Origin of the sequence: Desulfohalovibrio reitneri (genome assembly GCF_000711295.1) — a bacterium.
Lineage (GTDB): Bacteria > Desulfobacterota > Desulfovibrionia > Desulfovibrionales > Desulfovibrionaceae > Desulfohalovibrio > Desulfohalovibrio reitneri.
In genome coordinates this window covers 2064407-2084838 of record NZ_JOMJ01000003.1, presented here as the reverse complement: position 1 = coordinate 2084838, position 20432 = coordinate 2064407, and the positions used below count along the sequence as shown (strand labels likewise).

Genomic DNA, 20432 nt, shown 5'->3' with positions numbered 1-20432 from the left:
GTACTCGGACAACTCCGGGCCGAGGCCCGGACACCCCAAGGGAGGAGCCACATGAGCGGCATGGACGTCATCTGCCCCCACTGCGACAAGAGCCAGAAGGTCGTCGAGGACAAGGATCCCGGCCACATGCGGGCCACCTGCCAACACTGCTCCCACGACTTCCTCTACAAAGTGGTGGGCGAAGGCGCCCGCGCCTACAAGCCGGAAGAAGCCGAACAGAACAAGAAATAACCCCGCAAACGAAGAAGGCCCGCCACAAGGCGGGCCGTTTTTCTTTCAGACACTCGAAAGAGGACGCAACCCCTTCTTCCAGGCGCGCGCTCGCGCCAGAACTCTTGAGCATCCACGTTCTCCCAGGCGCGCGCAAGCGCCATAGCATTAAAGCATTCCACGCTCGGCGACATCCGCTTTCTTCCAAGCGCGCGCAAGCGCCCCCACTCTTCGCGATGTCCGTGCCCCCGGAGCGGACGAGCCCAGCCCAAGTTAATGGACCGTCGAGGTCGTTCACTGGCTAGGCGCGTCCGCCTCGGAAGGGCCGGACAGTACCCCCGTACGGCCGGTCCTTCCGAGGCGGACGCAACGACGCCAGGGGACGTCCTCGGCGGTCACGCTACCCTATACGTGCAGACTTTGCAGGAGACGTTCTCCTTCTCGAAGTAGGTCTCGTCGCGCATTTCCTGGAGCTCCCATTTGCCGTCGCACTCCAGCTGCAGCATCTTGGGGCGGTAGTCGTGCTCGTCGTAGGCGCCCTCGCGCACGGTGAAGGTGACGATGCCGCCGGGCTTGACCACGCGGATGACCTCCTCGAAGGCCTCGGGAGTGACGTGGCCGTAGGTGAAGGTGCCCACGCAGATGAGGGCGTCGTAGGCGTTGTCCGCGATGTCCATGGGCTTGGACATGTCCACCTGCATGCACTCGCGGTAGACGCCCTTCTTCTCGGCTTCCTCCAGCATTTCGGCGGAGTAGTCCAGGGCGTCGATGTTGGTGAAGCCCAGGGGCTTGAGGACCTCGGCCACCAAGCCGGTGCCGCAGCCCGCGTCGAGGATGCGGGCGGAACGGTCGTCCAGGTAGCGCAGCATGGACTCGGCCGCGGCCTTGGGGGCCACGTAGCCGAACTCGCCCACGGTGTCGTTGTCGTAGTCCTTTGCCCAGTCTTTGTAGGCGTCCATCAGATCTTCATGGTTCTCGGCGGTGTAGACCTTCTTGAGAACTTCCTTGTCGGTGTTCACGGCTCCTCCCGATTGTGGTGGTTGGAATAAAAAAGGGGGCCCTTCCTCCAGGGAAGGGCCCCCGGCGGGGATACGTTGGTTTCGCGCTACTTGGCGGCCTTTTTGGCCTCGGCGATCCAGCCGTCCCAGGTTTCCTGGTTGTTCTCGATCCACTCGTCCACATGGCGCTCGATGTCGCGCTGGGAGTCCTCGCCGTTGGACATCTTCACGTTCTGCGCGGCGATGTCGCCCAGGGGAATCTTGACCAGCTCGAAGAAGCGGCGGGCCTCGGGATTCTCCTCAAGGAACTCCTTGTTGGCCGTGATGCGGATGTCGGAGGCAACGAAGCCCATCTTCAGAGGATCGGACACGGCGCCCTCGATGCCGGAGGCAACCAGGTCTTCCACCTTGGCGCCTTCCTGCGGCGGAGCCAGCTTGGCTTCGGGCACGTTGACCCACATGACGTCCTCGCCCGGACGCAGCTTGTAGATGGTCCAGTTGGGGGTCCAGGTGTAGAAGAACACGTTCTCGCCGGCCTGGTGGCGGGCCACGGCGTCGGCCATGGAGGCGGAGTAACCGGCCTGGATCATGTTGACGTGGTCTTCCAGGTCATAGGCCTTCATGTGGTAGGACATGACCTTCTCGCAACCCCAGCCCGGAGGGCAGGCCACGAGGTCGGCCTTGCCGTCGCCGTTGGAGTCAAAGGCTTCCTTGACTTCGGGACGCTTGAAATCGTTGAGGTCCTTGATGTTGAACTTCTCGACCGCCTTCTTGGAGACGAGGTAGCCGCCCAGGCCGCCGTTCTTGACCAGATAGCCGACCAGCTCGGCCTTCTCGTGGAAGTTGGAGGGCAACTGGGCGTTGTGCATGGGGAACCAGCCGTTGGCCCAGTAGTCCACGTCGCCCAGGGCAACGGACTGATAGAAGATGGGGTTCTGCAGGTCCTTGGCCTTGGCCACGTCGAAGCCCAGTTCTTCCAGGCCGCGGGAGACCAGGGCCTCGTTGAAGAAGCCGGTGGTCCAGGTGCAGCGGCCGGGGCGGGCGTCCTTGGCCATGGCCGGGGCGGCCAGGGCGGCCGTCAGCAGGGCCAGGCCCAGGATGGTGAGAAGTTTACGCATTCGGGTCCTCCTTGTTTCGGGTGATCAGTGGGGGGAGAAGGGTCTCCCCCCGTCAGCCGTCCTCGAACTATTTACTGCTGCCGAATCCCTGGGTGATGCGGTCCAGGACCATGGCCAGCAGAACGATGGCCAGGCCGCCGATGCCGGCCAGGCCCACCTGCAGGCTGTTCAGTCCCTGGAACACGGGCACGCCCAGGCCGCCGGCGCCGATGAGGGCGGCGATGACGACCATGGAGAGCGACAGCATGATGGTCTGGTTGAGCCCGGCCATGATGGTGGTCCAGGCCAGGGGGAGCTGCACCTTGCGCAGGGTCTGCCAGGGGGTGCAGCCGAAGGATTGGGCCGCCTCGATGAGTTCCGGGTGGACCTGGCGGATGCCGAGGTTGGTCAGCCGGATGATGGGCGGCATGGAGAAGACGATGGTGGCGATGACGCCGGCCACCGTGCCGATGGAGAAGAGCATGACCACGGGAACCAGGTAGACGAACGCTGGAGTCGTCTGCATGGCGTCCAGAAGCGGCCGCAGTGACGATTCGAACTTGTCGCTGCGGGCCGATATGATGCCGAGCGGTATGCCGATGACGGTGCAGAAAAGCACAGCGGAGAGCACCATGGCCAGGGTGGTCATGGCCTCGGACCACAGGCCCAGCAGGCCGATGAAGAGAAAGGTGACAAAGGAAAAGACAGCCAGCCGGATGCCGGAGGCGCGCCAGGCCAGGAAGGCCAGGGCCAGCAGCACCACGACGGGCGGCAGGACGTTGAGCAGCCCGTCGACGCCTTCCAGGGTCTGTTCCACCGGCCACTTGATGAGCTGGAACTGGGCCCGGTAGTTGTCCACCAGCCAGTTGACCAGCGTTTCGATCCAGTCCTCCAGGGGCAGGACAGCTAACTCATCGAAATCGAATAGCATGGCTTATGCCTCGCTCTTTTCTTTTTGTTGCTCCGCGGCCTCTTCGATCTCCTCGGCTTGGCGGGACAGGGTGCGCAGGAATACGTTCTTGGAGATGCAGCCCTTGTAGCTGCCATTGCGGTCGGTCACGGGCAGCGGCCAGGGGGAATTGATGAGGTCGTCCAGGATTTCCTGCAGGGGCTGCTTGGCTTCGTAGGTGTGGGGCCCCTCGATGAAGGCGTTTTCCAGTCGGTGCTCCGGCTCGGGCTTGTCCAGCAGTTGGCGCAGGGACTCGGTGGAGACCACGCCCTTGAGCTTGCGCTGGGAGTCCAGCACGTAGCCGAACTCGCGATCGTGCTCGTTGAGCCGGTGCAGGGCCGCGAGGGGGCCGACGTCCTGGCGGCGGGCGAAAGTGACCTGGTTGTCGCGGCAAATGTCGCCGGCCGAGAGCACGCTGGTGGGGTCCACGCCGCGGAAGAAGGCCCGCACGTAGTCGTCGGCGGGGTTCTTGAGGATGTCGTCCGGAGTGCCCACCTGCACGATCTTGCCGCTCTCCATGATGGCGATACGGTCGCCGATGCGCATGGCTTCGTCGAGGTCGTGGGAAATGAAGATGACCGTGCGGTCCGATTCGGCCTGCAACCTGAGCAGCTCGTCCTGCATCTCGGAGCGGATGAGGGGGTCGAGGGCGGAAAAGGCCTCGTCCATGAGCATGATTGTGGGGTCCACGGCCAGCCCGCGGGCCAGGCCCACGCGCTGTTGCATGCCGCCGGAAAGCTCGCTGGGCATGGAATTGCCGTAGGGGCCAAGGCCCACCTGCTCCAGGGCGGCCTGGGCGCGCTTCTCCTGCTCGGCGCGGGAAATGCCCGCCACCTCCAGGCCGAAGGCCACGTTTTGCAGCACCGTGAGGTGCGGCATAAGGGCGAAGGACTGGAAGACCATGCACATGTTGCGCCGGCGCATCTCCACCAGCTGCTTGTCGTTCATGGCCGTGACCTCGCGGTCGCCGAGAAACACTTTGCCCCGGGTGGGCTCGATGAGGCGGTTGAGCATGCGCACCAGGGTGGACTTGCCCGAGCCGGACAGGCCCATGACCACGAAGGTCTCTCCGGCCTTGACCTCGAAGGAGGCGTCGTGGACGCCCACGGTCAGTCCGGTCTCCTTGTAGATCTCGTCCTTCCCCTTGCCCTTCTCGATCAGGTCGAAGGCCCTTTCGGGGTGGTTGCCGAATACCTTGAACAGATTCTCGACAACGAGTTTTTCACTCGACATGCGATGCGTATCCTTTTGCTTGAATCGTTTTTCGTCGCAGGCACCGGATCAGGAGACGGACTTGTGCCGCTCCTCCCCCGTATCCGGCGGGGGAGACTCCATCATCTCGGCCAACTGGCCGACGGCCCGCTCCAACTCGTCCCGCTTTTCGGGCGGCATCTGGGCCAGGGAAAGCCCCAGGCGGTCCTGGACGGTCCAGGGCGCCATGGCCAGAACGTCCGCGCCGGATTTGGTCATCTCCACCAGCACCTTACGGCGGTCCACCTCGTCGCGGCGACGCTGCACCATGTCCTTGCGCTCCAGCCTGTCCACCAAACCGGTGAGGGAAGCGGGCGATGTGTGCACCCGCCTGGCCAAAGCCCCGAGGGTCATGGGGCCGGCCACCTGCAGCTGGCGCATACAGACCAGTTGCGGCGCGGTGAGATGAATCGAGGCGTCCAGGCTTCTGCTCTGGCGGTTCATGGCCTGGCGGATCCGCCCCAGCGAATCCAGGATGCTCTCGAGTTGGGCTTGGTAGTCCTGCATCATTTTGTACGCCTGAATAAATTCCTAAGCAAGAAATTTAAGATACGAAAAGTCAACGTGAAGGTTTTTAAGCTCCTTCCCTTCTCCTGTCAACCCTCGCTGGCTTTTCAGGTGGGGAAAGGGCGGCAGGCGGGAAAAGATGGCGAAAAACCACGCGCCATCAGCATCATTCAAGCGAATCCCGGCCTGACACGGCATCAGGACGGATACCACCGCTTTCCCGAACGGCCGGGGATGATGCCGGCAACAGGCTGGAGCACAGATTTCCGGTCTTATTTCCGGATAGTCGCGCGGGAACGGAGCGTTTCAGGCCGCTTGATCGCGAAAACGCAGCACAAAAGAAGGCGACGGGCGGGGCGCCCGTCATGCGCGGGGGGCTGGGAACGGAGGAGGGAGGACCCAGGCGGGTCCCGGGCTCTCCCTCCCGTCCTTAGCGGACGGCTACTCGCCGGGCTTTGTGTACGTCAGGGGGCCGTCGGTGTAGCCCGCCTTCTTCAGCCACCAATCGGGGTAAAACAGGGGCTGGGCAAGTCCCCGCGGGGTATTCAAATAGCCGTCGTTGTACTTCACGTAGAGGTCTTCGTTGAGCTTCCACCAGGCGGTGCGCACCTTTTCCGCGTTCTTCCCGGCGTACTCCGTGAGAAACTTCTTCGCCTGGGCCCGCTTGCCGTCCTTCCACAAGGCCAGCGCCTTGTCCTCGACCGGCTCCTGCCCGCCGAAGAAGCCCGTCTCGAATTCCTTCCGCTTCTCGGTCAGGTCGCGGACCATGCGGTCGTATTTGAGCATGACGAAGTTTGCCATGTAGTTGAACGTGGTCCACATGCTTTCGCGGTCGAAAGTCAGGGGGTGGCCCTTCTGCAGGGACTCGGGCAGGTCGTTTATCCCGGCGTGGAACGGCATCACCACGGTGGTGGCGGGCCGGTCCGCGCCGAACCAGGCCATCCCGCCGATGGCGTCCGGCAGCCAGCTCCGCGCTTGGCACACGTAGGAGTAAACACAGCGGTAGATGTTCAGCGGACGCTCGAAAGCGCCCTGAACGTCCGGCCCCTCCTCCGTGGCCATGGCCGACTCCTCGCCGCCCTCAAAGCGGTTGGGATTGCCGAACGGCCCCGCCGCGACCCCCTTGGTCAGATCGAACTCGGTGCCCTCGTAGTTGTCGCGGTGGATGCGCATCACGTCCGCCACGTCCATCTTCTCGTCCGGCTCGATGGAGAAGGGGTAGGTCCGGGTGAAGGGTCCCTCCACCCAGGCCGGCAAATCCAGCGAGGGCGCGGCCAGGGACATGGCCCGCCACACCCGGCGCAGGGAATAGTACGGATGGTGGAACTCCCCGTCGCCGAACACCCTGGCCCAGTCCAGGGGGCCGTCCTCCGGCTTCCACCACCCCTTTTCCCGGGCGATGTCGAAGATGTTCTCCGAATACAGCAGGTCCGGGTCGTCCTTCTCGATGTCGCGGATGCGGAACTGGTTGGCCGCCGCGAAGAAGTGGCCGTCCGGCACCCTTCTGGCCACCCACACGCCGCCCGTGCCGTCCATGTCGTAGCCGCACATCTCCATCACCCAGGCCTCGTCCGGATCGCCCACCAAGAGGGTCTCGCCCGTGCCGTAGTAGCCGTACTTCTCGATGAGCCTGCCCATGAGCAGCACGGCCTCCCTGGCCTTCTTGCAACGCTCCAGGGCCACCCGCGACAATTCGGCTGAATAGAAAATCCGCTTGCCCGGCTCGGGTTCGGGATGCACCTTGGCCTTGTCCGTGCACTCGCCCATGACCAGCTGGTGCTCGTTCATTACGCCGTAGTTGCCGTCGAAATAGGCGTAGGTGTGCTCCACCTGGGGAATTTCGCCCAGCGGCCTGGACGGCGGCACATCCTCCCCGGCCTTGTAGTACGGGCTGCGACCTTCAATGTTCAGGCGAATGGCCGGGTCCGCGCCGAAACGCTTCTCGTACCCCTTGGCCGACTCCGAATAGTACACCTTGCGCATGGACCCCGGCTCGTGGTCCCTGGCCGGAACGTACACCAGCCTCGGATCGCCCAACCCGTCCTCGGAGTGGGAAACCAGCACCGAGCCGTCGGCCGAAGCGTCCTTGCCCACGATGGTCGTGGTGCAGGCCAACGCCCCGCCAGCAGCCAACAACACGGCGCACACCGCCGCGCTCAGAAAAACAGGTCGCACCCCAGCCATTCCCCCCTCCCAAGATGCTGCCGGATGATTCCGGCTGTTAAATAGACCCACCATTCCTCCAACATATCGCCGGCAATGGCAAGATGTGGAAATGATTGCAGACCTCGGAGAATAAGATTTCGCTCTGCGGGCGACCAGGGCCTTCTCGGCCCTGGACCCGAGGCAAAGTAACTTTGCATGTGTATTCGCGGGTGGGCGCGCGGGAGTGAAATGGAGGGGAGCACTTCGGCGAAGCCGCGATTGTGGCGCGCTTCCACCCGGTAAAACCCCGCCCAGGCCGTTTGACCAGAGATGCGTTGAACGCTGAATTGGGCTGAAGTCCACCGGTTGCCACTTCCCCGCACCACGCCCCCGAGCGAAGCGAGCGGTAAAAACTTTTACGGAAGGAGGATGAGGGTGCGGGAGAAGGAGGAAACCGCTTTTTTAAAAGGGGTTTCCTCCTTCTCCCGCTGCCCGGAACGCTCACCCCGCCAACCACCATTCATTCCCCTCCACCCGCAACACGGAAAAGTCCGGCGCGGGGCCCCGCGCCGGACTTTTTCAATACGCTGCTTCCGCTTACACCCTTCTTGGTTCAGGCAGGGGGATGAGGAATTTTCCTTGGTATCCCAGGGCGCGGAGCCTGGAGTAGGCGGTTTCGGCTTCGTCCGGTTCCAGAAAAAGGACGTAGTCCGGCTGGTGCTCGGCAAGATCCTCTTCGGAAACAACCGGGATCCGCGTGCCGGGCAGGCAGCGCCCCAGGCGGGGCGAGCCGGGGGTATCCGCCACGCGGGCGAGCATCTGCTCGTCCAGGCCGGCGTAGCCCACCAGAGTGGAGGCTCCCGGCCCGGCGCCCATCCCCCAGATGGTCTCGCCGCGCTCCACCAGTTCCGAAACCATGCGCACCAGCTTGACTTTTGACTCCATGCACCAGCGGGCGAAGTCGTTCAGCACCATGGAGTCGCCCAGGCCGAGTCGCTTTTCCTCGTCCAGCATGGTGGCAACGGCTTTATCCGGTTCGAGCGTGCCGGATCGGGCGGCCACCACGCGCATGCCCGGCCCGCGCTCCGTTCGCGAGGCGCGCACCGGCTCAAGCCCGTGCCTGGCCAGCAGCCCGGACAGGGCGGTCAGGGAAAAGAGGCGGGGCCGGTCGTGCCGCACCACGTCGTAGCGCACCGTTTCCATTACCCCCAGCAGGGAAGGCATCCGCATGACCACCACTCCCCGCTCGTCCAGCAGGGACAGGGCGACCTCAAGGCTCTGGTGCGGATCCATGGACGAACCGACCTCTTCGCCCAGACAGACCACGCCCGCAGGTCCTTCCCTCTCACGCAGCCGTCCGGCTTCCTCCAGTGTCGGGGCACACTCGAAAGCGCTCATGCCACGCTCCCGCCAGTAGGGCGAAAGCTGGACGTGATCGGCCATGCAGACCACCGGACCCTGGACCTCGTCCACGGACAGCACGTCGCCGACCAGGGCAACCACCTCGTCCTCCTCCAGGCGCGGAGACAAGGCGAACTCGCCCGGCCCCAATTCCTCGCGCGTCTCGGGGACATACCCCATCTGCACCAACGCGCAGCACGGACAGAACACCAGCTGCGCCGGAAACGCCGCCTGCGCCCCCGGAATCTCCTCCCAGGGCCGAAACAACAGCGGCGGCGCCAAATATCCCAGAAAAAGCACCGGCTCCAAACCATGCGAACCGCAAGCGTGACAAACAACCATGCACAACCTCCAGCATGAACCACCTATACCGGGAAACAAACCAGCCGACCAGGGTTGGTATGAATGGAGAAGAGGGAGAAGGAAAAGCAGAAGGAGAAGGAAGATTTCGCCCTTCGGGCGACCAGGGGCTTCGCGGCCCTGGACCCGCGGCAAAGTAACGTTGCATGTGTGTTCGCGGGATGGCGTACGTCAGGATGTTCTGCTTGAGCGCCACGGCGAATTCGCGGTTGTGGGGCGATTTCACCCGGTAAATCAAACTATGGACTCTTGGCTACAGAAACGGTGAGCGCGGCGCACTTTGCGCCCTTTGCGCCCGACCGGGCGAAAAGGGCGCCGCCTCCCCTGCTCACTGTCCAAATAATGCTATACATTCAAACATATTATAATCGGCATGATCCATGCTTAGGGGTGGAAGATGAATCCAATGGAGGGAGACATGGACAAGGTTCTGATCATCGGCTGCAAGAACACCATGGACGACGTGTGCATCGGGTGTTCCAGGTGTCTGGTGGGATTCAATCGGCGCGACGGCATGTTCGAGCGGTACGGTGCGGACGCACAGCTCATGGGCCTTTTGTCCTGCGGCGGGTGTCCCGGCGCGGGCATCGTGCAGCGTTTGGCGCAGGTGAAGTTGTGGAACGCGCCCCTGGACGAGTCGCCTACGCACATCCACGTGGCGCCCTGCTTATCCGACCACTGCCCCCACGCCGACGACATCGTGACCAAGATTCAGGCCAAGGCGGGTATCGAGGTCATCGAAGGCACGCATCCCTACCTGCCGCCCGTGGTATTCGGATAGCGGCCAGAAGCACCGGACGCGCCCCGGGGCGCACTCCTACTTTGGGAGGTGCCGCGATGTTTCCAGGTCCAGGCTGCGCAGGGTAAGCCGGATATCGGAAAAGAAGAATACCAGGCAGCCCATGAGGCAGAGCAGCGCGGCGCAGAACAGGCCTTCCGGCAGCAGCGGTGGACGCGGAGCGACCGGGAGGAGGAAAAGCGTGAGCATCAGGGCGGCGGAGCAGAAAACGCCCGCCAGGGCCAGGCCGATGGCCGTGCGCAAAAGGCGGCAGCGCCGGGTGAGGACCTGGATCTGCTGGCGCAGATTACCCAGATCGTCGCCTGTGGCTGCATCCACTTCACGCAGCAGTTGCCGCGTCCGGTCGATGGGGCGGCCCAGGCGGTTGGTCAGGGAAAGCAGCAGCAAGCCGAATGCGGATATGAGCACGCTGGGCGCGATGGCCGCCTGCAGCGCGTGAACGAGTTCTTGCATCAAGGCATTGTTTCACGCTCCGGCCCGACCGGCAAGCCGGTCGGGCCGGGATGCGTGACGAATGGCGGGCTATCCCTGCCGCGCGGGAATCTTTCACGCGGCCGGGAAGCCTTCCGGGTTATCTCTGTTCGAAGGTGCCGGAGACCTTGGCCTCCACGCGGCGGTTCCCGGCCCGCCCCGCCTTGGTCTGGTTGGAGGCCACCGGCCGGGATTCGCCGTAGCCCCTGGCATCCAGGCGGTCGCCGTCAATGTTGAAGTTGTTCTCGATGTAGCTCTTCACGCTCTCGGCGCGGCGCTGGGACAGCTTTTCGTTGTAGGCAGCGGAGCCGGTGGAGTCGGTGTGGCCGCCGATTTCCACCATGGCGCCCGGATGGTCGCGCAGCAGGCGGCCGATCCGATCCAGCTCGGCGCGGTAAGCGGGCTTGATCTCGGCCGAGTCCACATCGAACTGGATGTCCAGGGTGATGGTGGTGGGGATGGCGCAGCCGGTCTCATCCACCTTCATCTGCTTGGGCGTGCCGGGGCACTTGTCGTAAAAGTCTATGACCCCGTCGCCGTCGGAATCCAGGGCGCAGCCATCGGCGTCAACCGGGGCGCCGGTGGGGGTGCCTGGGCACTTGTCGCGGTAGTCGGGCACGCCGTCCTTGTCCGTGTCGAAGGGGCAGCCGTACTGGTCAACCTCAACCCCCGCCGGGGTGCCGGGGCAGCGGTCGTCGGCGTCGTCAACGCCGTCGCCGTCCGTATCCTTGCCTTCCTTGAGGAACACCTTCTGAACAAAACTGTTCAGCCCCTGCTCCGAATCGAGGTCGGTGGCGTCGAACACCTCGCCGCAGTCAGCCTCGGCCACGATCTTCTCCAGCAAGGCGCGCCCGTTGCCGGTCTCGGCGTAGCTCACCGCGTACAGGCACATGCCTGGATTGTCCTCAACCACCCCCTCGGCCATGGCCACGGGGTTGCGGCCCTGGTTGTTGGCGCCGTCGGACATGAGAATCAGCGCCGAGGGCGCGTCGAAGTCCGGATTGTCCGCCCCGAACCCGCGCAGGCCGTCGCCCAGGGTGGTGGGGTTGCCGAACATGTACCCGCCCGCGCCGGGCAGCATGTCGATGGCCTGGCCGTATCCCTCGGTGGTGTACCTGGCGGAGGTCAGCAACTCCCTGTACGGGGAGGATGTGGCCAGTCCCGCTCGCCAGTCCAGCTCCGGCAGGGCCTTATTCACCCGGGCAAGCAGGTCGCGCGCCTGCTCCGCTTTGCTCATGGCGGCCCCGCCTGCCGTGCAGCCCCGCATGGAACCGGACGTGTCCACCTGAAAGGCGAACCGGTCCACCTTGGCCTCCATGGCCGCCGACGCGCCCGAAGCCGCCAGCAGCACCGCCAAAAACACACCCGCGAAAACAACTCGAATTTCGTTCATGACAAAACCCCTTTTTCCGACTGTAAAAGGAAAAAATTTCCAGTTTAGATATACCACAAGACGATTTATCGTGTCGAATCGGAAGAATGGAAAGAGAGGACTTCGCCCCTGGACGGAGCAGAGGCCGCGAGGCGAAACCGCCCTGGAAGCCGGTTTGGAGCAAGCGCGGTACGCTTGGTCCGCAGGACAAAATCTTTTCTCAAGGGTATCGAGGTGGGCTGGCGGGCAGAGAGTTCAGGGCAGTGGAAGAAGGAGGAAACCCCTTTTTATGAAGGGATTTCCTCCTTCTTCCACTGCAATTTTTTCTCTCTCGCTCCGCTCTGGGGCGCGGTGCTGACGTGTGGAAGCCGGTGGGCAACAGCCCAACTCCGCGTCCCACGATGGGAAACCAGACAGCCAGGGCAAGGCTTTACCGTATATTCGAGTCCCACAATCGCCGCTTCGCCGGAGTGCTCCCGCGCATCCCCCGCCACGCGCCATCCCGCGAACACACATGCAAAGGTACTTTGCCGCAGGGTCCATGGGGCGCGCAGCCCCCTGGTCGCCGAAGGGCGGAATCCTCCCTTCTTCCCTCGATCTCCTTCAGCCGATTTCGAACCGCATGTTTTCCATGCTGAAGCGTATCGTGGGGGCGTGTTTGGTTTCCTCGATTTTGAGGGTACGTCCGAGCATGACGACGCGTGCGCCGGGATAGACGACTCGGCGCGCTTTAAGGGTGGCGCGGGTGCAGTCGAGAAAGCAGCGGCGTTCCTCGTCCAGGAGGCATTTGATTTCGCGTTGCTGGCTATGGAGGGTGGAGCGGTATTTGAGGAGTTTGACCACGCGCTCGCGCTGGTCCACGGGGGTGCGTTCCAGGATTTCGCGGGCGTCTCCGGTTCCCAGGGCGTTGTCCAGCTTGGCCAGGTGGTCCTTGATTTTTTGCCGTTTGGCCAGGAGTTCCTTGCGGTCCTGCGAGGTTTCCTGGGGGCCGATGCGGATGGTTGTGACAACGCCGTATTCCGAGCCCACCTCGTTGCATTCCACGCCCTGGAAGGCGTTGAGTGTGCCCCCCTGGACAACGCCTTTGCCGCGTGTACAGACGATTTTGCCCTCGGTTTGCACGTGGCAGTTGGTGATGTTGTGGGCCACGGTGATGTCGCCTCCCGCGGCCACGCATGAATTTTCCATGAACTGCGCCCGGACCGGACCGCCCGCGTAGACGCCGCCGTGTTCTCCGGACAGGATGCCGCAGCCCACCATGACGGAGCCGCCCGCGCTGATGGTGGCGGCCTGGACGTTGCCCTTGACCGTGACGTCGCCGGGGGCTTCCACCCGGAAGCCGTCGATAACGGAGCCTTTTATCAGGACGCTGCCCTTGTCCAGGCTGATGTTGCCGGTGGAGAAGTCCACGTCGCCCTGGATTTCCAGGGCGTCCAGCACGTTGAGTTCGTTGCCGCGCCAGGAGACAAGGCCGGGGGTGGTGGCCCGCACGGTTTCTCCACCCTCGTCCAGTTCCGCGCCCTGGCCCACGGTCACACCGCTGGCTTCCCCGGATTCGCAGGGGGGGATGACGTTGCCGAATACGTCGGTGCCGGCCTTGCCGGGCTTGGGGGGGACAAGGCGGCCGAGGACCTCGCCTTCGGCCACTTTGCGGAAGCAGCTGCGCTCGCGCGGGTCGAAGCAGGCAAGGTCGTTTCCGGCTTCCGCCTCCTCGGACTCGGCTGGCTCGAAGCGGCCGGGTTCGCCTTCCTCGGGCCGTTCGCCCCGGGCGATGATGATGCTTTGGGAGGGGTTGCCGGTGCGCTTGGCTTCGGCCAGGGCGGCGTCCACGGCGTCGCGGTCCACTGGCACGCCGAAGCCCATGGATTCAAGCACGCCGGAAATGCGCCCGGTGGTGACTTCCCCGCCGTCAAAGGCGCAGTGGTGCAGGCTGGCCTTGATGGCGGTCTTTTCCTCCACCACTTTGAGCAGAGGGCGCACGACCAGTTCGCCGTCCTTGAGCGCCAGCAGGCCGAAGCCTTTGGCCTGAAGAACGCCCCGGCTCTTGTCGTGCTGGAAATATTTGGCGGAAACGGAGATTTCGCCGGAGGCCACGCCGTCTTCCAGGCTGGCCACCACGTCGCCCTTGAACACGGGGCATTCCGGATCGCCCAGCAGAACCAGCCCCGAGGCCCGCAACTGTTCGGCGAGGCCGCCGGAATTCCGGTCGGTCCCGGGCTTGCCCGGCTTCATTGATAAACCCGCCAGTTCATCTGCCCCCCGGCCAGCGAGAGGTCCGGATATCGCTCCCCTGCGCCGCCCGTCCCGCATCATGTACCGGCTTGGGCGCACACGTCAAGGTATCCGCCGCGAATACGGCCCGTTAGGTGGATTACGGACGACCAGGCGTTGTGCCAGGCGCGACCCCGGAAGGGATTTCAACCCAGAAAACCTGGCACAAGAAACCGGGATTCCTTGAGTTCCTTTTCCCTTGCTCGCCAGTCCGGCTCCAGTTCCGTCACCCGTTCCCAGAAGGCTGGGGAGTGGTTGAGGTGGCGCAGGTGGGCCAGTTCGTGCCGGATGACGTAGACCGCCACCCGCTGCGGCAGGAAGAGCAGCTTGGCGTTGAGGCTGAGGCTCCCCCGGCTGGAGCAGCTTCCCCAGCGGCTGCGCTGGGCGCGCACAGTGACCCCGGCCAGATCCTCCCCGGCCTCGCGGGCCAGCTCCTCGGCCAGCCCGGGCAGGATGTCCCGGCCCCGGGCCCGGCAGAAGTCGAGCAGGGCGCGGCGCACCGCCTGGCGGTCGGCCAGCCCGCCGGAGACCAGCAACCGACCTCCAGCATTGGTCCGCAGCCGCACCGGCCCCTGGCCGCGCTCGGCGTAGTCCACCCGCCAGGACTCGTCCGCCGCCCGCAGGCGCAACTCATCAGGGGGGTCCGGCGGCGATCCGCCCGGCCTGCCCAGCTTGTCCATGCAGCGTTCTATCCAGTCCCGCCGGGCCTCAACCACATGGTGGGCCATGGCGGGGTCGAAGCCGGGCGGCACGGTCAGGCGCAGCTCGCCGCCCGGCGTCAGGCGCAGAGTAACGCGCCTGGACCGGGGGTTTTCGCGCAGGCTGAAGGGAGGCAGGCCGTCTTTGGCCGGAAAACGCATGCGGGGATGGTAGTCCCGCCCAGCCGCCGGGGCAAGCCCGCAGTCTTCCATCCCCGGCAAGGACGGTGTAGCCTGCCGGGCGAATCGAAAAACGCCACCGGAGCGAGCATGGACCACCCCAAGATCGACATCGAACCCCTGCCGGTGACCGAGGAATTCCGCCGCCAAAAACGGCTTATCCAGGAACGCGGCGAACTGGCCCTCATCGAGGACGGCCCGGCCTTCCACCACCTGGCCTGCTTCTCCCTCAACCCCGGCCAAGGGCTGTACCGGGGCGGGCACTACCACGAGACCAAGGTGGAACGCTTTTACGTGGTGCAGGGCGAACTGCTGGTGGAGTGCCATGACATGGACGACGGCCAGCGGTTCGAGGTCCGGCTCCGCGCCGGGGACCGCGCGGTGGTCCATCCCCGTCTGGCCCACCGTTTCTCGGCCGTCGAGTCCGCCTGGGTCATCGAATACTACGAGGGTACCTTCGACCCGGACGACGACAAGCCATTCCACGGCTGGTAGCCGATTGACCGGGGCCAAGCGCGCGGCTACAACCTGCCAGCCATGACCCCACCCAGCGCCCATTCCCCCCTGCGCAGGCGGGCCGCCCTCTCCTGTTTGGCCCTGGCCTACCTCGGCCTGTGCATCTACGCGGCGGGTGCGCCTTTTTCCATTTCCCTGCGCGAAATCGGCGGCTCCACCGCCTCGGGCGCGGTGGTCCTCTACTACCTGCTGGACTGGCGCGGAGCCAGGCTGCCCCGGACCCCCCTGCTGTGGGCCTTCCTCGCCTTCGCCGCCGTGCTGGTCCTGCAGACCGTCCACACCATCCACCCCTCTCTCAGCGGCTACGCCCTGACCCACGCCGGGTACAAGGCGCTGCTGCTCTTCGCCGCGGGCATGGAGGCCATCCGCACGCGCCGCCAGCTCCTGGCCCTGGCCGGGGTATTCGGCCTGGCCGCCTTGGTGGAAGGAAGCCTGGGGACGGTGCAGTGGATCACCGGCGTGGAACCGCTCACCGGCGATCCACTGTACGGGTCAACCAGGCTGACCGGAACCATGTCCACCCCCCGGGTGGGCAACTGGCTGTCCATGGCCATCCCCGCCGCCCTTGGCCTGTGGGGATTGCTGCCCCGCTCCTGGCCTTCACGGCTCCGTTCCCTGGTCCTGGCCCTGGTCCTGGTTCCTTCCGTCGTCACCCTCGTCGGCTCGCAGACCCGTTCCGCCTGGCTGGGCACCGCCGCCGCCCTGGGCCTCCTCGGCCTGTTGCGGCTGGGCTGGAAAAAGGCCCTGGGCATCGGCCTGCTGGTCCTCATCCTGGCCGTCAGCCTCTTCCCCAACCGCTTCACGCCGGAGGTAATCCGGCAAGCCCCGCGCACGGAAATCTGGGCCACGGCCCTGGAGACCTTCGCAGAACGGCCCGTCCTGGGCTGGGGGCTGAACACCTTCAACCCCGCCTACAAGCAGCTCGGCATCACTCTGCAACGCTCACCCGCCGACCTGCCCCACCCGCACAATATCTACCTGCAACTCCTGGTGGACGGCGGCCTCCTCGGCTTTCTGGCCGGGCTGGCCTTCCTCTGGGGGGCGGCCTGGTGGTGCCTACGGGCCGTGCGGCTCCCCGCGCGCCCGCCCTCATCCCCCGGCGGGGAAGGCTGGCTCTGGGCCGCCCAATGCTTCACCGCCTCCTACGTGGGCTACCTGGTCACCGCCGCCACGGCCCACAACCTCTTCCGCACCTGGTGGCTCGGCACCGCCATGACCATACTCGGCTGCGCCCTGGCCGGAGCCTGGCTGGCACGGGAAGCCGGAGAGAGGAAAGAGTAGGAAAAGAGGATTCAGGAAGAGAGGATTCAGGAAGAGAGGATTCCGCCCTTCGGGCGACCAGGGGGCTACGCGCCCCCTGGACCCCGCGGCAAAGTAACTTTGCATGTGGGTCGCGGGATGACGCGCGTAAGAGCGCGGGCGGGGAGCACCTCGGCGCCGGGCTAATATGGGGCTATTTCATCCGGCAAAACCCTGCCCTGGCCGTTTGGCTGACGATGCGTTGGACGCGGAACTGGGCTGTTGCCCTGGTGCTGCCACGTGGCAGCACCACGCCCCCGAGCGAAGCGGGCTATGCAACGTTTGTGGAAGGATGGAGGGGGCTTGGGCCTCACACCTTTGCCAACCGCCCCGTCTTCCCCTCAGCCCGTTTTTTCTTCTTCTTTTTCTTGCCCCACGGGCAGGAGGCGACGCAGACGCCGCAGAGGTAGGGGGTAATGTGGTCGGCCTGGGAGAAGCGGTTGAGCTGGCTCACGCAGGCGTCCAGGTCCAGGGCCGCGTCGCGGCTGGCGAAGTGGTAGTCGGTTTTCTCGCCTTTGATGGCTCCGGCCGGGCAGGCGTCGGCGCAGATGGTGCATTTGCCGCAGAGGTTCTTCATCGGTTCGTCCGGGGGCAGGTCCAGGTCGGTCAGCACCGTCACCAGCCGCAAGCGCGGCCCGAACTTGGGAGTGACCAGCAGCGTCGACTTGCCCTGCCAGCCAATCCCCGCCGCCAGGGCCACCGCCTTGTGGGACAGGTAGGAATGGAAGGTCTCCTCGCAAAGAATCTGGCTCGCGGGCATGGGCAGCGCCTGCCCGCCCCGCTTCTGTATCCACCCCATCAGCTTTGTGGCGACGTCGTCCAAGAGGGCGTTCACCCGCTGGTAGTGCTGGGAGTAGAGTTCCGTGGGGCCGTCCTTCACCGTGTCCATCACCCCGCCGGACAAGCGCACACCCATGACGACCGCCCGGGGCCACCCCTCGAGCAGGTCGTCCGGCCGTGTCCCAATGCCCTCCAGACGGGCCGTGTCAGCCACGCCCACCACGTCCGCTCCCCACTCGCGCACCTGCTCGATCAATTCCTTCTTGATATCCTGAATAGCTCGCTCCCTGGCGTTTAAATGCATGAGATATACAACGCATCGTTTCACAAGTTACAGGATTTGTCCAAAATGCGAAGAAGAGAGTGCGTTCGGCGGCCAAGGTCAGGAAGATGTTTCGCCTTCGGCGACCAGGACATGACTCGTGCCGGCTCCGCTCTCTTCATCCCTATGACCGGGCAAGCTCGGCCCAAAGGCTGAAGGCTCCTTGGCCCGAATCATCCTCCGGGGCGTTTCGTGTCCAGGCCCTGGACCCGAGGCAAAGTAAGTTTGCATGTGTATTCCCTGGATGGCGCGCGTCAAGGAAATGTGCGCAAGTGCTCAGGCGGACTAGCGTTTTTCCAGTTGAAGTCCATCCGTCTAAACCTCACCCCGGCCGTTTTGATTCAGATGCGCTGGACGCTGATGTGGGGGGACAGGAGAGATGAGAATGCGCGGGACGCCTTGGTTGGATGAGAGAAATACGGGGGGAATACAGGAGTGGGGCGGGGTCTCGGGCGCAGGAGAAAAAACTTTCGCTCAGAATCTCAAGTTGAGAAAAATGCTGGCCAGCCCGTCAGTCGGACAGTCTAGATGAGAAGGGCTTTGTCCGACCCGGTGGTCAGCGCTGGTGAACCAATCAGTCGGTGAGCGCCTTCGTGATTTCACCGTCTGTCATTGTTCCGCTCATAACAGATACGCCAATGTCCAGGGCAATGCCGATGATACTTAGAGCGGTATCGGCAGCTTGGTTCCATTGCACAGCCCCGTTGCCTTTGTTGGGAGGGTTTTCGTCAAGTGTGGACAGCTTGACTTCCACTTTTGTTTCCACCCTTCTCTGTATCGCACTCAGCATTTCGTTAAATTTGGATTCATCTACTTGGCTGAACTTGACTGGAGTCGTTCGGTCACCCTTTTTATACGACAGGCTCATTCTGATCTCGTACATGGTTGTTATGACATTTTGGACCGGCATATCAGGTTTTTCCTCAACATCGAACGCGACGAGTAGTTGGCCTGCGTCGCTGCCCACGACACCTGTAATATTCTCCGTTCCATGATCAGGAATGGCAAAATCGCCTTCCCTGAGTATTGCCCGAATCGAATTATCGACTTGAGATTTGTAGAGCGCTTCCACAGTAGTGGACATCTCGCTCGAACCATTGGCTTCTGACACGTTGTCTTTGGGGTAGTTGGTCTTCGTCGCAGCGCACGACGTCAGTAGTATCATGGTCATGATCAGTATAAATTCCTTTCTCATCTCGCCTCCCTGCACCACCAAATCACGCGACCTATAATACGTATTTGGTCTCTCAGTTGTTCCATATCCAGTTCGACTGCTGGGTACTCAGGGTTCTTAGACCTAAGAACAAAACGGCCTGGCCAGCGGTCAACGAACTTGACCACGACCTCTTCGCCGATCCCTATCGCATATATCCCACCAGCTAGGACATCGGATTGGGATTGATCAATCAGAACTGTATCGCCTTCCTTGATTTCTGGCTCCATGGAGTCGCCGTACACGTCCATAAGCACCATTTGGTCAGGCCTTCCCTTGCTCCGAATCCAGGGGCTCTTAAAGGCGTAGCGCCCCACCACATCCGCGCTGGTTTCGAATGAACCACCTCCAGCTGAGAGTCTGGCTCGAACTTTAGGAACCATCACAACATCAGGTTTGCAAACCTCTGGTTTTTCACTGCCAACCTCAGGTCTTTTCTTTTCTCCGTAACATAGCCAGTCCAATGAGACCCCGGTTGCCCTTCCTACGTCGACGATCCACGACGACGGAACCTTGCCTTGAGATTTGGACTTATAGACGGCCTGGGGGGTGACCCCCAGAATTGTGGCCAAAGAGTGAGTTGTGCCGTCAGGTGAGGCCTGAATTAGTCGGTCCAGAATTGCGGCAGCCTCAGTTGAATCCTGACGACCTGAGGTTTCAACCATCGGCTAAACCCCGGAGATTGGCACTATTGCCAATTATTCCAACCGTGTGGATTTCAGGTTTTACGCGACCAACTTTTAACCTTACCAAAGGTTGACTCCGTGTGAGTTCAGGTATAAAAACGACCTCAGCGTTGGTCACGCAATGCGCGACATGGGCTGACCATAGCCGTGCAAACATAGCGAGTTCAACATCTGTTGTCACGAAATGACCGGACACCAATGAGCAGACACTCGGACCCCAACCAACTCTCCTTGTTCGGTCCGGGCCTTGATGTGGTCCCGGCGGTCAAGCGGGCAATGCACCAGGCCGCCAAGGCCAGTCCACTGTCTCGGGAACAAATCTGCGACAAAATGAATGAGTTGGCGTCCAACCATGGTGTTCGCTTGAACGGCGGCAACACGCAGCGCCTTTCGACCGCAACCCTGGAGAAATGGCTCAACCCGTACGCCGAACACTATCCGAGCGTCAGGGCACTCGTGGTTTTTTGTCGGGTGGTCGACGACCTGCGTCCGATTCAGGCGCTTTGCGCGCCTCTCGGCGCCCAGTTGGTCGATGAACGGCAGGCGAAGCTACTGGAGCGAGCGGAGATCGAGGCACAAATCAAAGCCTTGCAGAAAAAGAAAAAGCACATCGAGGCGGAACTATGAAGGAAGTCCGAATTGCGCGTCGGAGGAAAAAGCTCACTCACCCCATCGGCTCCGGGCGTGAGCGGCGTCCCTGGGATATCCGCAGATGGCTGAACAACCAGGGATACACGATCAAGGATTTGGCTGGAGAGCTTGGCGTCACTCCTTCCGCGGTGAGCCACACCATCCGGGGCGCGAGGAACCATAGGAAGGTTTTGGAGTTGCTGCGTCACCTGGGCTGCCCAACGAAATACCTAGCCTTGCCCGAAGACATGCAGGACGAGGCGGCGTGAGGATTCTG

At 63.3% G+C, this 20432-nt stretch carries 20 protein-coding genes; 6 read left to right on the top strand and 14 right to left on the bottom strand.

The annotated features are described in order from the left end of the window. Positions 1 to 51: 51 nt before the first annotated feature. Positions 52 to 231 (top strand): hypothetical protein, encoded by a 180-nt coding sequence (locus N911_RS0110485; protein ID WP_029896902.1) that lies wholly within the window; start codon positions 52 to 54, stop codon positions 229 to 231. 374 nt (positions 232 to 605) lie between these two features. On the opposite strand, the gene N911_RS0110480 is transcribed toward N911_RS0110485, so the two are convergent. The 7 genes from N911_RS0110480 to N911_RS0110445 form a co-directional block, all read right to left on the bottom strand. Next, positions 606 to 1229: a class I SAM-dependent DNA methyltransferase gene (locus N911_RS0110480; protein WP_029896901.1), complete on the bottom strand. Its 624-nt coding sequence runs from the start codon at positions 1227 to 1229 to the stop codon at positions 606 to 608. Between the two features lie 86 nt (positions 1230 to 1315). Continuing rightward, positions 1316 to 2326: a glycine betaine/L-proline ABC transporter substrate-binding protein ProX gene (gene proX, locus N911_RS0110475; RefSeq protein WP_029896899.1), complete on the bottom strand. Its 1011-nt coding sequence runs from the start codon at positions 2324 to 2326 to the stop codon at positions 1316 to 1318. Positions 2327 to 2393: 67 nt separating this feature from the next. After that, positions 2394 to 3236 (bottom strand): ABC transporter permease, encoded by an 843-nt coding sequence (locus N911_RS0110470; protein ID WP_029896897.1) that lies wholly within the window; start codon positions 3234 to 3236, stop codon positions 2394 to 2396. A gap of 3 nt (positions 3237 to 3239) precedes the next feature. Then, a complete protein-coding gene (proV, locus tag N911_RS0110465; RefSeq protein WP_029896895.1) occupies positions 3240 to 4487 on the bottom strand; it encodes a glycine betaine/L-proline ABC transporter ATP-binding protein ProV in 1248 nt (415 codons plus the stop codon). 48 nt (positions 4488 to 4535) lie between these two features. Beyond that, on the bottom strand, positions 4536 to 5015 hold the full coding sequence (locus N911_RS0110460) for a MarR family winged helix-turn-helix transcriptional regulator (RefSeq protein WP_029896894.1): 480 nt from the start codon (positions 5013 to 5015) through the stop codon (positions 4536 to 4538). Between the two features lie 438 nt (positions 5016 to 5453). After that, positions 5454 to 7196, bottom strand: coding sequence for a dipeptidase (locus N911_RS0110455; RefSeq protein ID WP_051694177.1), 1743 nt, complete (start codon positions 7194 to 7196; stop codon positions 5454 to 5456). A gap of 558 nt (positions 7197 to 7754) precedes the next feature. After that, positions 7755 to 8768: a Rossmann-fold NAD(P)-binding domain-containing protein gene (locus tag N911_RS0110445; RefSeq protein WP_237559938.1), complete on the bottom strand. Its 1014-nt coding sequence runs from the start codon at positions 8766 to 8768 to the stop codon at positions 7755 to 7757. A gap of 568 nt (positions 8769 to 9336) precedes the next feature. Between N911_RS0110445 and N911_RS0110440 the strand changes: the two genes are divergently transcribed. Continuing rightward, positions 9337 to 9699: a CGGC domain-containing protein gene (locus tag N911_RS0110440; protein WP_029896891.1), complete on the top strand. Its 363-nt coding sequence runs from the start codon at positions 9337 to 9339 to the stop codon at positions 9697 to 9699. 36 nt (positions 9700 to 9735) lie between these two features. On the opposite strand, the gene N911_RS0110435 is transcribed toward N911_RS0110440, so the two are convergent. The 4 genes from N911_RS0110435 to N911_RS0110420 form a co-directional block, all read right to left on the bottom strand. Then, complete coding sequence (locus N911_RS0110435) at positions 9736 to 10170, bottom strand: DUF2721 domain-containing protein (protein ID WP_029896889.1); 435 nt, start codon at positions 10168 to 10170, stop codon at positions 9736 to 9738. Positions 10171 to 10288: 118 nt separating this feature from the next. Further along, positions 10289 to 11581: an OmpA family protein gene (locus N911_RS17600; RefSeq protein ID WP_051694176.1), complete on the bottom strand. Its 1293-nt coding sequence runs from the start codon at positions 11579 to 11581 to the stop codon at positions 10289 to 10291. Positions 11582 to 12163: 582 nt separating this feature from the next. Then, positions 12164 to 13792, bottom strand: coding sequence for a DUF342 domain-containing protein (locus N911_RS0110425; RefSeq protein ID WP_029896886.1), 1629 nt, complete (start codon positions 13790 to 13792; stop codon positions 12164 to 12166). 185 nt (positions 13793 to 13977) lie between these two features. Continuing rightward, the gene (locus N911_RS0110420; RefSeq protein ID WP_035105317.1) at positions 13978 to 14691 is read right to left on the bottom strand and encodes a M48 family metallopeptidase; all 714 of its coding nucleotides are present in this window, start codon (positions 14689 to 14691) and stop codon (positions 13978 to 13980) included. Positions 14692 to 14799: 108 nt separating this feature from the next. Here N911_RS0110420 and N911_RS0110415 point away from each other — a divergent pair, with 108 nt between their 5' ends. Together N911_RS0110415 and N911_RS0110410 are read left to right on the top strand one after the other, a co-directional pair. After that, positions 14800 to 15204, top strand: a complete 405-nt coding sequence (locus tag N911_RS0110415; RefSeq protein ID WP_029896882.1) for a cupin domain-containing protein — start codon at positions 14800 to 14802, stop codon at positions 15202 to 15204. A 42-nt stretch (positions 15205 to 15246) separates the two neighbouring features. Then, positions 15247 to 16506 (top strand): O-antigen ligase family protein, encoded by a 1260-nt coding sequence (locus N911_RS0110410; protein ID WP_029896880.1) that lies wholly within the window; start codon positions 15247 to 15249, stop codon positions 16504 to 16506. A 328-nt stretch (positions 16507 to 16834) separates the two neighbouring features. On the opposite strand, the gene N911_RS0110405 is transcribed toward N911_RS0110410, so the two are convergent. The 3 genes from N911_RS0110405 to N911_RS18040 all read right to left on the bottom strand — a co-directional run bounded on the left by N911_RS0110405 (position 16835) and on the right by N911_RS18040 (position 19504). Then, complete coding sequence (locus N911_RS0110405; protein WP_051694175.1) at positions 16835 to 17608, bottom strand: 4Fe-4S double cluster binding domain-containing protein; 774 nt, start codon at positions 17606 to 17608, stop codon at positions 16835 to 16837. A gap of 592 nt (positions 17609 to 18200) precedes the next feature. Then, positions 18201 to 18821, bottom strand: a complete 621-nt coding sequence (locus N911_RS0110395; protein WP_029896876.1) for a hypothetical protein — start codon at positions 18819 to 18821, stop codon at positions 18201 to 18203. After that, positions 18818 to 19504, bottom strand: a complete 687-nt coding sequence (locus N911_RS18040; RefSeq protein ID WP_081859156.1) for a LexA family transcriptional regulator — start codon at positions 19502 to 19504, stop codon at positions 18818 to 18820. The genes N911_RS0110395 and N911_RS18040 overlap by 4 nt, the downstream gene beginning before the upstream one ends. 219 nt (positions 19505 to 19723) lie before the next feature. Here N911_RS18040 and N911_RS0110385 point away from each other — a divergent pair, with 219 nt between their 5' ends. Both N911_RS0110385 and N911_RS0110380 read left to right on the top strand, forming a co-directional pair. Next, a complete protein-coding gene (locus N911_RS0110385) occupies positions 19724 to 20152 on the top strand; it encodes a hypothetical protein (protein ID WP_051694174.1) in 429 nt (142 codons plus the stop codon). Then, positions 20149 to 20424, top strand: coding sequence for a helix-turn-helix domain-containing protein (locus N911_RS0110380; protein WP_051694172.1), 276 nt, complete (start codon positions 20149 to 20151; stop codon positions 20422 to 20424). Before N911_RS0110385 ends, N911_RS0110380 begins: the two co-directional genes overlap by 4 nt. Positions 20425 to 20432 lie beyond the last annotated feature (8 nt).

Bases quoted from the DNA above. Each gene is read 5' to 3' on its own strand.
- N911_RS0110405 (WP_051694175.1), bottom strand. From the start codon at position 17,608: ATGCATTTAAACGCCAGGGAGCGAGCTATTCAGGATATCAAGAAGGAA.
- proV (WP_029896895.1), bottom strand. From the start codon at position 4,487: ATGTCGAGTGAAAAACTCGTTGTCGAGAATCTGTTCAAGGTATTCGGC.
- N911_RS0110435 (WP_029896889.1), bottom strand. From the start codon at position 10,170: ATGCAAGAACTCGTTCACGCGCTGCAGGCGGCCATCGCGCCCAGCGTG.
- N911_RS0110470 (WP_029896897.1), bottom strand. From the start codon at position 3,236: ATGCTATTCGATTTCGATGAGTTAGCTGTCCTGCCCCTGGAGGACTGG.
- N911_RS0110460 (WP_029896894.1), bottom strand. From the start codon at position 5,015: ATGATGCAGGACTACCAAGCCCAACTCGAGAGCATCCTGGATTCGCTG.
- N911_RS0110425 (WP_029896886.1), bottom strand. From the start codon at position 13,792: ATGAAGCCGGGCAAGCCCGGGACCGACCGGAATTCCGGCGGCCTCGCC.
- N911_RS0110455 (WP_051694177.1), bottom strand. From the start codon at position 7,196: ATGGCTGGGGTGCGACCTGTTTTTCTGAGCGCGGCGGTGTGCGCCGTG.
- N911_RS0110420 (WP_035105317.1), bottom strand. From the start codon at position 14,691: ATGCGTTTTCCGGCCAAAGACGGCCTGCCTCCCTTCAGCCTGCGCGAA.
- N911_RS18040 (WP_081859156.1), bottom strand. From the start codon at position 19,504: ATGGTTGAAACCTCAGGTCGTCAGGATTCAACTGAGGCTGCCGCAATT.
- N911_RS0110415 (WP_029896882.1), top strand. From the start codon at position 14,800: ATGGACCACCCCAAGATCGACATCGAACCCCTGCCGGTGACCGAGGAA.
- proX (WP_029896899.1), bottom strand. From the start codon at position 2,326: ATGCGTAAACTTCTCACCATCCTGGGCCTGGCCCTGCTGACGGCCGCC.
- N911_RS0110395 (WP_029896876.1), bottom strand. From the start codon at position 18,821: ATGAGAAAGGAATTTATACTGATCATGACCATGATACTACTGACGTCG.
- N911_RS0110440 (WP_029896891.1), top strand. From the start codon at position 9,337: ATGGACAAGGTTCTGATCATCGGCTGCAAGAACACCATGGACGACGTG.
- N911_RS0110385 (WP_051694174.1), top strand. From the start codon at position 19,724: ATGAGCAGACACTCGGACCCCAACCAACTCTCCTTGTTCGGTCCGGGC.
- N911_RS0110380 (WP_051694172.1), top strand. From the start codon at position 20,149: ATGAAGGAAGTCCGAATTGCGCGTCGGAGGAAAAAGCTCACTCACCCC.
- N911_RS0110410 (WP_029896880.1), top strand. From the start codon at position 15,247: ATGACCCCACCCAGCGCCCATTCCCCCCTGCGCAGGCGGGCCGCCCTC.
- N911_RS17600 (WP_051694176.1), bottom strand. From the start codon at position 11,581: ATGAACGAAATTCGAGTTGTTTTCGCGGGTGTGTTTTTGGCGGTGCTG.
- N911_RS0110485 (WP_029896902.1), top strand. From the start codon at position 52: ATGAGCGGCATGGACGTCATCTGCCCCCACTGCGACAAGAGCCAGAAG.